The 11,637-nt window shown below is 69.9% G+C and carries 9 protein-coding genes; 5 read left to right on the forward strand and 4 right to left on the reverse strand.

The window, feature by feature from the left end:
- Nucleotides 1-43 precede the first annotated feature (43 nt).
- Together AB0E90_RS34885 and AB0E90_RS34890 are read left to right on the forward strand one after the other, a co-directional pair.
- A complete protein-coding gene (locus AB0E90_RS34885) occupies nucleotides 44-3,613 on the forward strand; it encodes an RHS repeat-associated core domain-containing protein (RefSeq protein ID WP_360415501.1) in 3,570 nt (1,189 codons plus the stop codon).
- Nucleotides 3,614-3,627: 14 nt separating this feature from the next.
- Entirely contained in the window at nucleotides 3,628-4,278 is a 651-nt protein-coding gene (locus tag AB0E90_RS34890; protein ID WP_360415503.1) for a hypothetical protein, read from the forward strand.
- Between the two features lie 89 nt (nucleotides 4,279-4,367).
- Here the strand turns inward: AB0E90_RS34890 and AB0E90_RS34895 are convergent, their stop codons facing one another.
- From AB0E90_RS34895 to AB0E90_RS34910, 4 genes are all read right to left on the reverse strand, one after another.
- Nucleotides 4,368-5,171, reverse strand: coding sequence for a SigB/SigF/SigG family RNA polymerase sigma factor (locus AB0E90_RS34895; protein WP_360415505.1), 804 nt, complete (start codon nucleotides 5,169-5,171; stop codon nucleotides 4,368-4,370).
- A gap of 203 nt (nucleotides 5,172-5,374) precedes the next feature.
- Nucleotides 5,375-5,761 (reverse strand): response regulator transcription factor, encoded by a 387-nt coding sequence (locus tag AB0E90_RS34900; protein WP_360415507.1) that lies wholly within the window; start codon nucleotides 5,759-5,761, stop codon nucleotides 5,375-5,377.
- A gap of 36 nt (nucleotides 5,762-5,797) precedes the next feature.
- Nucleotides 5,798-8,293 carry an ATP-binding protein gene (locus tag AB0E90_RS34905; protein WP_360415509.1) on the reverse strand — a complete coding sequence of 832 codons (2,496 nt, stop codon included), beginning with the start codon at nucleotides 8,291-8,293 and terminating at the stop codon, nucleotides 5,798-5,800.
- Between the two features lie 168 nt (nucleotides 8,294-8,461).
- Nucleotides 8,462-9,169: a GAF and ANTAR domain-containing protein gene (locus AB0E90_RS34910; RefSeq protein ID WP_360415511.1), complete on the reverse strand. Its 708-nt coding sequence runs from the start codon at nucleotides 9,167-9,169 to the stop codon at nucleotides 8,462-8,464.
- Between the two features lie 341 nt (nucleotides 9,170-9,510).
- On the opposite strand from AB0E90_RS34910, the gene AB0E90_RS34915 reads away from it, so the two are divergent.
- From AB0E90_RS34915 to AB0E90_RS34925, 3 genes are all read left to right on the forward strand, one after another.
- Entirely contained in the window at nucleotides 9,511-9,945 is a 435-nt protein-coding gene (locus AB0E90_RS34915; RefSeq protein ID WP_360415513.1) for an STAS domain-containing protein, read from the forward strand.
- A 49-nt stretch (nucleotides 9,946-9,994) separates the two neighbouring features.
- Nucleotides 9,995-10,723, forward strand: a complete 729-nt coding sequence (locus AB0E90_RS34920; protein WP_360415515.1) for a GAF and ANTAR domain-containing protein — start codon at nucleotides 9,995-9,997, stop codon at nucleotides 10,721-10,723.
- A 191-nt stretch (nucleotides 10,724-10,914) separates the two neighbouring features.
- Complete coding sequence (locus AB0E90_RS34925; RefSeq protein WP_360415517.1) at nucleotides 10,915-11,622, forward strand: GAF and ANTAR domain-containing protein; 708 nt, start codon at nucleotides 10,915-10,917, stop codon at nucleotides 11,620-11,622.
- Nucleotides 11,623-11,637 lie beyond the last annotated feature (15 nt).

The raw sequence follows: 11,637 nt of genomic DNA on the forward strand, positions 1-11,637 counted from the left end.
CGAGGCCGACAAATCCCGTTAAGGACCCGAAGTCAGTCAGGCGATGAGTCAGACCTCGGCGGGAGGTGCTCATGAACATCATCTCTGTCAGGCGAGCCCGGCGCTGCCCGCCTACGGCAGCCCGACGCTGGTGCAGAAGGCCACCGCGGCCGGTCTCTTCATGGACGCGACCGCCACCACCTACGACACCTACGGCCGCGCCGCGACCGAGACCCGCACGCCGAAGACGACGGCGCAGACCGTCTACACCCGGCGGACCCCGGCGACCGGCGCCCTGCCCACCGCGGTCACCGCGGTCACCCAGGTGACCGCGGGCGCCGACTGCTCGGCCGTCACCACGTCGAGCGCCGACTGCCAGGTCGTCACCCAGACGCTGGACGCGGCCCGGCAGCTGCCGATCACCAAGACCGACGAGGCCGGCGGGCTGTCCTCGCTCACCTACGACGCGCTCGGCCGGCTCACCGCGGTGTGGCTGCCCAACAAGAGCAGGTCGGCGGGCGCGGCGGCGAACATGACCTACGGTTACTCGCTGTCGACCACCGGGCCGAACGTGGTCACCACGAACACGCTGCGCGACAACGGCGACGGCGAGACCACGGCCCACTACCTCACCAGCAAGGTGCTGCACGACGCCATGCTGCGCGAGATCGAGTCGCAGCGCACGGCCGAGAACGGAACCATCTCGGTCACCGACACGCAGTACGACTCGCACGGCTGGAAGGTGCTCACCAACGACGCCTACGCCACCGCGACCACCCCCTCCGACGCGCTCGTCTCCGACCGGCTCTCCCAGGTGTCGGTGCCGGCCACCACGGTGACCGACCACGACGGGATGGCCCGGGTCACCCAGGTCACCTCCGAGCACAACGGGGCGGCCACCCGGCGTACCCGCACCGCCTACACCGGCGACCGCACCACCGAGCTGCCGCCCACCGGCTCGGTCGCCGTCACCAAGGTCGCCGACGCCCGCGGCCAGCTCACTCAACTGCAGCAATACACCGCCGCACCCACCCTCAGCGGCACGGTCACCGGCGGATTCACCGCCTCCGGCGGCACTTCGCAGTCGATTGCGTACGGATTCACCGCGGCCGGCCAGCAATCGTCCGTCACCGGCCCGGACGGCGCGGTCTGGTCGTTCAAGTACGACCTGCTCGGCCGGGAGACGTCGCGCACCGACCCGGACGCCGGCGTGCAGCTGACCGCGTTCGACGACGCCGGCAACGTGATCACCAGCCGGGACGCCCGGGGTGTGCTGCTCGACTTCACCTACGACCTGCTCGGCCGCAAGCTGACCGCGACGGACCGGTCGAAGAGCAACTTCAAGTACGCCTCCTGGACGTACGACACGCTGCGGATCGGCAAGCTCACCTCGTCCACCCGGTACGTGCCGGACGTGACCGGCGGCTACACCGTGGCGATCGACGGGTACACGGCGCTCGGCAAGTCGCTCGGGCAGACCATCACCCTGCCCACCGTCGAGAAGCCGCTGCCGATCAGCTACTCCACGTCGTTCCGCTACAGCTCGGAGACCGAGCTGCTCGCCGGGCAGACCGACCCGGCCGTCGGCGGGCTGCCGGGGGAGACGATCACCTACAGCCGGGACCTACTGGGCGTGCCCACCCGGACGGCCGGCATCGACCAGTACGTCTCCGGCAGCGCCTACACCGACTTCGGCCGGCCGTCGCGCATCACCGTCGGGGCGTCCAGCAACCAGGCCGAGGTGATGTATTCGTACGAGGACGAGACGCTGCGCCTCAGCGGGCGCACCGTCTCGCGGTCGCAGGGCATCGGGCCGGTCGTCGACACGACGACCTACGCGTACGACGACGCCGGCAACCCGCTGTCGGTGACCGACGTGCAGTCCGAGTCGGGCAACAACCTGACCGACCGGCAGTGCTACCGGTACGACGCCCTGACCCGGCTGGCCGACGCCCGGACCGTCAGCGGCGACTGTTCCGCCGGTGCGGTCTCCACCGGGGCGGGCGCCTACTGGCAGTCCTTCGAGTACGACTCGATCGGCGACCGCACCAAGCTGATCGACCACGCCACCGGCAGCGGCTCGGACGTGACCACGTCGTTCACCAACGGCTGCAGCGCGAGCTGCAACCGCACCGGGGCCCAGCCGCACACCCTGACCGCGACCACCGGCGGAGCCGACCCGACCGGCTTCGTCTACGACGTCGCCGGCAACCTGCTGACCCGCACCGCCACCAGCGGCAAGAACCAGACGCTGAGCTGGGACGACGAGGGCAGCCTCGCCGCGGTCACGACGACCGCCGGCACCACGAAATACCTGTACGACGCGGACGGCAACCAGTTGATCCGCCGCGATCCCGGCCGCACCACGCTGTTCGCCGGCGACACCCAGATCGTCGTCGACACCGCATCGGCTTCCGTGCGGGGCGCGGTGCGCACCTACGCGCACGGCGGGGACGGGCCGGCGATCGCGGTCCGTTCCACCCTGCCCGGCGGCGGCACCAGTTACCTGTTCAACGACCCGAACGCCACCGCCACGCTGTCGATGGACACCACCACCCAGGAGGTGTCCCGCAAGCAGTACAAGCCGTACGGCGAGACCCGGTCGAGCACGAACGCCGCCGCCTGGCCCGACCTCACGCACGGCTACCTCGGCCTGGCCGAGGACCTGACCACCGGCTACACCGACATGGGCGCCCGCAAGTACGACCCGGCGCTGGGCCGGTTCCTCAGCGTCGACCCGGTGCTCGAGATGACCGACCCGAACCAGTTGGGCGGGTACGCGTACGCCGGCAGCAACCCGATCAGCCGGAGCGACCCGTCCGGGAAGATGTTCCCGATGGAGGAGCGGGGCGACACCGGCTCGGCCATTCCGTCCGGCCGCGGCGGCGACAGCGGCAGCGGTGGGGACACCGGCGGCGGCGGCGGTGGCGGGAAGAAGTGCTCCGGGCGTTACTGCGTCGGCTCGCCGAAGGAGCCGACCCAGCCCAGCGGCGCCGACGACGACTTCAAGTACGACCCGAAGGAGAAGGCCACCTGGCGCGACCACTGGAACTGGGCCAAGTGGGGCGGGATGATGCTGCTCTGCGACGGCTCGGCCATCCTCAACGTCAGCAAGTGCGGCGACATGCACCAGGCGCCGGATTTCTACGCCCATTACCGCGACGGTGACGGCGATCCGATGGAGTTCGACTACGACGCCGGGTACAAACAGGACGACTCGATCCGGCAGGACGTGAACCGCGAGATCTCGCAGGCGCAGCGGGCGGCCGAGGCGCTCGCCAAGGACCAGGGATCGAACTTCGGCATCACCGGGAAGAGCAGGCAGAACAGTCTCTACCCGAACACGTACGAGTGGCAGAAAGTCATTGGCTCGTACAACATCTGGTCCAGTGCGGACGTCCACGTGAAGGGCAATCAGATCTACATGCGCATCCGGGTGAACGCCTACGACCGGTACAACTTCAACCGCGGCGCCGGCGACATCCAGACCGGGAAGCCGGACGACGCGAACGGCCGGTTCGCGGTGATCGGCTGGGCGAAGGGCTTCAACTCGTCCGGTTATGTGCAACGCGACGTGTACTGGACGATCGGTTCGCCGAACGGTGCATACGTCCGGAACAGTCCGACCCGGTGATAGGCTCGCGCACCATGCGATCGGGACGTCTCGCCGCGGCGGTGGCCCTGATCCTCGCCCTGGGCTGCGCCGCGTGCGACAGCTCGGGCGGGGCCGCCGACGGCGGCTGGACCCCGCTCGAGGTTCCCAGCGGCTTGCAGCCGGCGAGCGCGGTCGCTTCGGACGCCCCGGACCGCGTCGAGAAGTCGCTCCTGACCACCCTGCCCGGCCTGACCCGGGTGCCGCTGGACCCGGAGTACGGCGACGACGTCGCCTCGCCGGTCTGCGGCAACAAGCAGGGCGCCCAGGCGTTCAGCAGCGAGTCCGGCATGCGCCGCGAGTGGCGCGGCACGAACACGAAGGTCCACCAGTTCGCCGGCGCGTTCGGCGCGGTCACCGCCGCGCAGGCCGTCGATCAGGTCGCCGGCAAGCTGGGTTGCGGCTCCTACCCGGCACCGGACCGCGACGGCGGGGAGTACACCGGCGTACACCAGGTCACCGTGCCGTCCGCGCGCCTCGCTTTCTGCGAGACCGTCCCGGCCAAGAACGCGTTCTGCACCGCTCTGCTGGCCCGCGACGACATCCTGGTGCGCATCCAGGTCGCGGCCGTGGACGAGGCGGCCGCCACCAAGGAGCTCGGCGACGTGGCGCCCCGGGCCGCCGAGTCGCTGGCCAAGGCCTGGTGAGCAACGGCGGCGGTTGATGCCGTACGGATGCGGGTCCCTGAGCTTCAGGGACCCGCATTCCTCGGATCCGGCCGACGCCCGGTCCGGGGCTATTCCCGGCCGGCCGGCGTCCAGTCGGGGTCGAGGTGCTTGCGCAGTTTGCGCAGCGCGCCCGCCAGGATCCGGGAGACGTGCATCTGCGAGACCCCGAACTGCGTGGCGATGTGTTCCTGGGTCTGGTTGCCGTAGAAGCGCAGCGCGATGATTCGTTGTTCGCGCTCGGTGAGACAAGCCATCGCGGCCGGCATGGCGAGGCGCAGTTCGGTCAGCTCGTAGCCGTGGTCGTCGGAGCCGAGCAGGTCACACAGCTCGAAGCCGGGGGTGTCGCCGACCGGCGTGGACAACGAGACGGCCCGGTAGGCGCGCCCGCCCTCCAGCCCCTCGAGCACCGCCTCCTCGGACACCTCGAGGTGGGCGGCAATGTCGGCGATGGTCGGCGACCGGTTGAGGGTCTGGTTCAGCTCGGCCTGGGCGCGGTTGATCGCCAGCCGCATCTCCTGCAGCCGCCGCGGAATCCGGATCGCCCAGGTCCGGTCGCGGAAGTACCGCTTGATCTCCCCGAGAACGGTCGGGATCGCGTAGGGGGCGAAGTCGGTGCCGAGGCCCGGATCGAATCTGTCGATCGCCTTGATGAGTCCGACGGTCGCGCTCTGGAGCAGGTCGTCGAACGGCTCCCCGCGGCCGGCGTAACGCAGGGCGAGGCGTTTTGCCATCGGGTGCCAGGCCTCGATCGCCCGGGCGCGGAGCGCGGGCCGGTCGGGGTGGTCCGCGGGCAGGTCGCCCAGGCCCAGGACGAGATCCGCGGCGTAGGTGTCGGCCTCGGTGGCCGGCGAGACGGGCTTCGGTGTGCGCATCGTGTCCCTCTCGGATCCACAACGTCGGAGGACGTCGCGGGACAGTCGAGCGGCACCCGATCCTGGCACAGGAGACCCGGCCAGGGCCGTCGTCCGCAACAGCGTCACCGCGCGTCGGGATTTCGGCACATTTTTTGACCGGAACCTCAATCTAGCTGATTACCGGATGCTTGCCGAGCGGAAAGTACTAGTGTGACAAAACTTCACCCGTCAGCCGGTCGGTGGTTGCGGTCGAGCAGTGCGTCCACCCGGGCGGTGAGCTCCGCGGCCTCGAAGGGTTTGCCGAGGTAGTCGTCGGCGCCGGCCGCGCGTGCCGCCTCCTTCTCGGCGGGGTATTGCTGCACCGAAAGGATGAGGATCGGCACATTCTTCGTCCGGGGTTCGGCGCGCAGTCTGCGGCACGCTTCGAGGCCGTCGAGCCTCGGCAGGTCCGGGTTCATGATCAGCAGGTCCGGTGGCTGGGCGAGCGCCGCGTCGAGGGCGTCCTGGCCGTTGTCCGTCGCCCGTACGTCATGGCCCGCGCGACGCAGAAGCCGCAGCAGGACGTCGTTGATGTCGGGCACGTTCTCGGCGATGAGGATGTCGGCCATCGGTGATCTCCGTTGGGTTGTCACGGGCGGGGTCGGTTACGGGGCGGTGAGCGGGAGCTGGACGCGCACCGTGGTGCCGGACGGCCGGCGTGCGGTCAGGGTGATGGCGCCGCCGTGCAGCTCGACGATGGCGCGGGCGAGGCTGAGCCCGAGGCCGCTGCCGGGGGTGCCGTGGTGACGGACGTTGCTGCCCCGGTAGAAGCGCTTGAACATCAGGTGCCGCTCGTTCTCGGGGATGCCGATGCCGCTGTCGGAGATCTCCAGATCGGCCATGGCGCCGGCGATGCGCACCCGGATATGGACGTCACCGCCGTTCGGGCTGTACTTGACCGCGTTCGACAGCAGGTCGTCGACAACCTGCCGGAGCCGTTTCGCGTCGCCGTCCAGCATCAGGTGGGCGGGCAGCTCATGGCTGAATCGCACCCCGCTCGCGGTTGCCTGAGGCGCCGCCGCCGCCACCGCCGCGGCGAGGATCTCGACGAGGTCGATCCGGTCGGCGGCCAGGCCGAGATAGCCGGCGTCGAGGCCGGCCAGGTCGAGCAGAGCGTTGACGATGCCCTGCACAGCGGTGGCGTTGCGCTGGATGGCGTGCAGCATCTGCTGGTGGTCGGGGGCGAAAGTGTCCGAGTCCTCGCCGAGCATGGACGCGTTGGCCGCGATGGACGTGAGTGGCGTACGCATCTCGTGGCCCACCAGGGCGATGAAGTCGTCCTTGGCCCGATCGAGCTGGTGGTTGAGTTCCGCGGTGATGCACAGGGCCACGAACATCCCGACCTGTGCGGCCACGCCGTCGAGCAGCACGATGAGCAGATCCTCGTGCTGCTCGACCGCGTCGGCGTAACAGGTGAGCACGCCCAAGGTCGTGTCGCCGTCCTTCACCGGCACGGCCAGCACCGTACGGATGCCCAGGTCCCGGTATCCGTCGATGACGGCGCGAGGCAACGCCGGGGTGAGGTCGGCGACCTCGGCGAGGTCGGCGACGTCGGAGATCCAGATCGGCCGGCCGGTGGCCCACACCCGGCCGGTGACGCCGGAGCCCTTCACCACGGTGCGGCCGACGAGGTCGCCCGGGTCCAGGCCGGGGGCGCTCCAATGGCCGACCGAGCGCAAAGCCTCACCGGCCTCGTCGACGATCCACAGCTCCGCGAGGGGCCAGCGCAGCGTGGTGGCCACCGCGTGCAGGACCCCGGGGGCCGCCTGCTGCGGCGTGTCCGCGGCGGCCAGGGAGCGCGCCACGGCGAGGTGGCATTCGCGGAACTGCTCGGCGCGGCGCATCGCGGTGACCTCGTGGGCGACCGCCACCGCCCCGAGCCGGCGGCCGTCTCGGCCCACGATCGGCTGGGCGGTGGTCGCGAACGTCCGCAGCCGCTCGCCCGGCGCCTGGATCAGCAGGTCGCTGTCGCGTACGTGCTCGCCGTGCAGGGCGCGCATCAGCGGCGTCTGCGCCCAGCTCATCGGGGCCATGTCCGGGTGGCGGAGCGTCACCGCCGCGGTTTCGGCGTAGTCGTCCGGCACGGGCGCCGTCGCGGGCAGCCCCTGGGTGTTGCGCAGCGCCTGGTTGAGCAGCACGATCTTCCCGCGGTCGTCGCAGGCGATCACTCCGGGGGACAGGCTGTCGAGAACGGCCATCAGGAACCGGTCGTTCCGCTCCGCCGCGTCCTCCGCCGCGACCTGTCTGGACAGGTCGGTGAGGAACACGCAGGCCAACGGGCCGGACGCCGCGGGCAGGACCGACAACGACGCGTGGGCGGTCAGCCGGTGACCGTCGCGATGCCGGACGGTCACCGGCCGGGACACGCGGCGGCGCGGGGCGGCGGAGAACAGGCGAGCCAGAGCCGCGCCGATCGGCACGCCGTCGTAGTCAGGCAACAGGCTGTCGTCGAGGTGCCGGCCGCACACCTCGTCCGCGGCGAAGCCGAGCAACTCCTGCGCGGCGCGGTTCCAGCTCACCACCACGCCGTCCGGGTCCACCGCGAGGAAGGCCTCCTGAACGCTGTCCAGCAGTGCGCCCTGATCCAGGGCATCGGCGGGCGGGGTGACCGCGGCGAGGACGGCCGGGTGCAGCAGCGTCACCAGCTCGGCCAGCAGCGACGTCTCCTCGTCCGACCATTGCCGGGTCTTGACGTCGAGGACGGTCAGGCAGCCCACCTGGTGCTTGTCGCTGTCCAGCAGCGGCACGCCGAGGAACGCCCGCACTCCGTACCGCTCGGCCAGCAGGTGCTGCCGCAGTTGCTGATCCGGCTCGTTCAGCACGTCGGCCGAGGTCGCGCAACGGTCCACTCCGACGACGTACCGGCCCACCGCACGCTCCAACTGCCCGGAGAACGAATCGGCGGGGTCGTAGGCCCCGGAAATGTATTCCTTCCCCTCCGCGACCAGGGACACCAGCGCCATCGGAGCGGTGAGTAATCGGGCAGCCGTGGCGGCGACGGCGTCCACCAGAACGGGCACGGCGTTCATCACCGGGCGCATCCGCTCGACCGCGGCGAGCCGCAGCGGGTCGCGCAACAGCGCCTCGTCAACTGTCAACATCGGGTCCGCATCTCTGTCGCTTGACACTCGCCCTCTGCGAGCGGGAGCGTCCGTATGCCCGCCCATTTCGCCTTCGCACCTGATGTCACCGGTTAGTGGCACTCGATATATTCGGAAACGCAGCACCTGCCCCAAAAGGCCGGGATGTGGCGCCAGTGCGGTCCGGACTCAGCGGCGATGAGCGCCGGTGACCAGGTCCGTGGCGATGTCGCGCAGTTTGCGATTGGTGGTCTGCGAAAGCCTGCTCAAGATTGTGAAGGCTTCCTCCGGGGTGCAGTGGCGCTCGGCCATGATGATGCCCTTGGCCTGTTCGATCACCGCGCGATGCTCCATCGCCGCCTGCAGGTGTTGCGCCAGCGACGCGGTCGCGTCGTACAGATGGGCGTTGGCCAGGGCGATCGCGGCGTAGCCGGAGAAGGTCTGGGCCAGCACGACCGCGTCCTGATCGAAGTTGTCCGGTTTCCGGGCATACAGGTTGAGCGCCCCGGTGACACTCTCGTGCACGGGAAGGCCGACCGAAAGTGAGCTCCGCACCCCGGATTCGAGCGCCTGGGCGATGTAGACCGGCCAGCGTTGCTCGCCGGTCAGGTCCCGTACGAGCAGTGTCTCGGAGGCCGCCGCCGCATCCAGGCACGGGCCGCCGCCCTCCCGGTACTGCCACTCGTCGAGGATCAGCGCGAGATCTCCGCTGAACGCCGCGGTGTGCGCGTCCTTGCCCCGGACCAGGGTCACCGAGGCCTCCTCGACGCCGGCGATGGCGCGTTTGGCAAGATCGGCGACCTTCTGCAGGACGCCGCCGAGGTCGGTTTCGCTGAGCTTGATGCGGCCGAGCGCGGCGAACGCGTCAGTCGGGTCTATAAACGGCACGTCGGTCATGTCGGATTCATCCCCTAAAGGGCACATGACCGGATTGGTGATTGCCCGGCGATGCGCAGGTCACTGCAGGATGCCTCTGAAGGCACTACCCGGGACCTGCGCCGCTGTTTGACGCTGGGCTCGTCGCCGCACCCAGGCGCCGACTACAGACCATCAGCCTAGTGGTCCGCGCACTGTCACGGCGCCGTGGCAACCGTTGTTTCGGGCGCCCCGGCCGGAGCGTGCCGCGGCGCGCCGCGGCACGTGGACGTCCTGCTGGCGGTATCCGGCAAGGGGGACTAACGTCATTGGCGGGTCAAGCCGCGTGCCCGTCAGTTCTTGTTGACGGGAGGAGTGTAGGCATGACCGCTGAGCACTCGCACCGGCTCCCGCAGGGGAAAGCCGAGATTCCCTGGCAGATTTTCGTGGACGGGCCGACCGTCGGAATCGCCGGCGACGACGGAACGATGGTGATCACCGTCTCCCGGCGAATCGAGCGCGAATCGGCCGACGAGAGCCCCGACGACCGGCTGTCCGTCGTCGCAGTCACCGGCGAGATCGATCACGACACCGTCGCCCTGATCCACGTCGCGCTCGATCAGGCGCTGGCCGGCCGGGCGGCGGTGTGCTGCGACCTGAGCGGCGTCACCTTCTGCGGAGCCGCGGCGGCCCGGGTTCTGCTGGCCGTGCATTCGCGGGCCGTCGAGACCGGGCGGATCTTCTTCCTGCGCGGCGTCTCGGGAATAACCGCCCGCGTCCTGAACGCCCTCGACCCGGACCACCGGATCCCGCGGTAGGGCACCGAACCCGCGATCGACATTCATCCGCCGTATCAAGGAGAAACTCGTGGCAGCGTCGCCATCCTGGCGCCGGGAGCAGACTGGCCTTCTGCAGGAACGGCTGATCGTGCTCGCGGGCACACCCGACGACAGCTCGCTGATCGGCGACGACCTCGTCCTCATCGCCCGGCTGGTCGCGGACCGGATCGCCGCGGTCGACTACGCATCGGTGACCAGCCGATACGAGGGCGCCTACGCCACCGTGGCGGCCAGCAGCGATCTGGCTGTCGCCGTCGACGAGGCGCAGTACCGCGACGAGACCGGCCCCTGCCTGGAAGCGCTGGACGGGAAGCATCCGACTGCCGTTCCCGACATCGCCGCCACGATGACCTGGCCGGGGTTCCGCGAGAAAGCGCTCCGGCTCGGGCTGAAGGCATCGCTGTCCATCCCGTTGTTCGCCGGATCCGGCCAGATCATCGGGGCGCTCAATCTCTACGGCCGTCATGCCGGTCCGATGAAGGCGCTCACCGCGGCGGTCTGGGGCGCCTACGAGCCGAGTACGTCCGTCGCCGGCAACCACGACGACGATCTCGACGACGGTGGCCGGGAGCTGGCCGCGGGTCTCATCGGCGCGATGGCCTTACGAGACATGATCCAGCAGGCCATCGGCGTCATCATGGCCACCACCGGGCGTAATGCCGATTGCGCCTACTTCATGCTGCGCATGCAAGCGGCCGAGTCCGGCGCCACGCTGACCGACACCGCGGTCCATTTCATCGAGCAGGAGCATGCCTGACTGCGGACGGCGGTGCCTGACGGATGCATCGGCGCAGTGGGTAATATGCTCTCCTTGCGGCTGTCCCTCCCGGGTCAGTCAGCCAGCGTCAAGCAGCGGCGCGGGCCCAGAACCTCGACGGTTCCGGTTATTCATCCGCCAACCCGTACGGCCGTCACGCCGTGCGCCCGCTGCAAGGATTACGCACGTCCATGACGCATCCGATCGACCCGCTCTTCGCCTTCGCCGAACTCGGGCGATTCAAGCTGAGCGAGACCAGCTTGGACGCCGCCCTGGACCGGGTCGCCACGCTGGCCCAGCGGGCCCTGCCCGGCGCCGCCGAGGTCTCCATCACTCTGGTGCGTGACCAGGGCCCGTACACCGCCGCGTTCACCGGCGAACTGGCCCTGATCCTGGACGAACGGCAGTACGAGCACCACCGTGGACCCTGCTTGCAGGCGGCCGCGGAGAAGTCGACGATCTCGGTGCCCGACACGGCCACCGACGGCCGATGGGCCGGCTGGGCCCGGCGAGCGGCGGAGGCCGGGGCGGGCAGCGTGCTGTCCGTCGGCCTGCCGATCCTGGACGACGTCAGTGGGGCGCTGAACATCTACGGACGTAAGCCGGGCGCGTTCGCCGACGACGCGGGCGTCCTGGCCGAGACCTTCGCCGGGTACGCCGCGATCGCGCTCGCGAACACCCACCTCTATCACACTGCCGCCGAGCTGGCCCGCCACCTGCAGGCGGCGATGGACAGCCGCGCCGTCATCGAGCAGGCCAAAGGCATCGTCATAGCCGAACGACGGTGTACACCCGACGAAGCCTTCGACTTCCTGATCAAGGTGTCCCAGGACACCAACCGCAAACTGCGTGACGTCGCCGCGGCCCTGGTCGCCGGCGTCCGGGCGCCGTCCTCCTGACGGCGCCGCCCCCGT

Origin of the sequence: Actinoplanes sp. NPDC026619, from assembly GCF_040638295.1 — a bacterium.
In the GTDB taxonomy this organism is placed as follows: domain Bacteria; phylum Actinomycetota; class Actinomycetes; order Mycobacteriales; family Micromonosporaceae; genus Actinoplanes.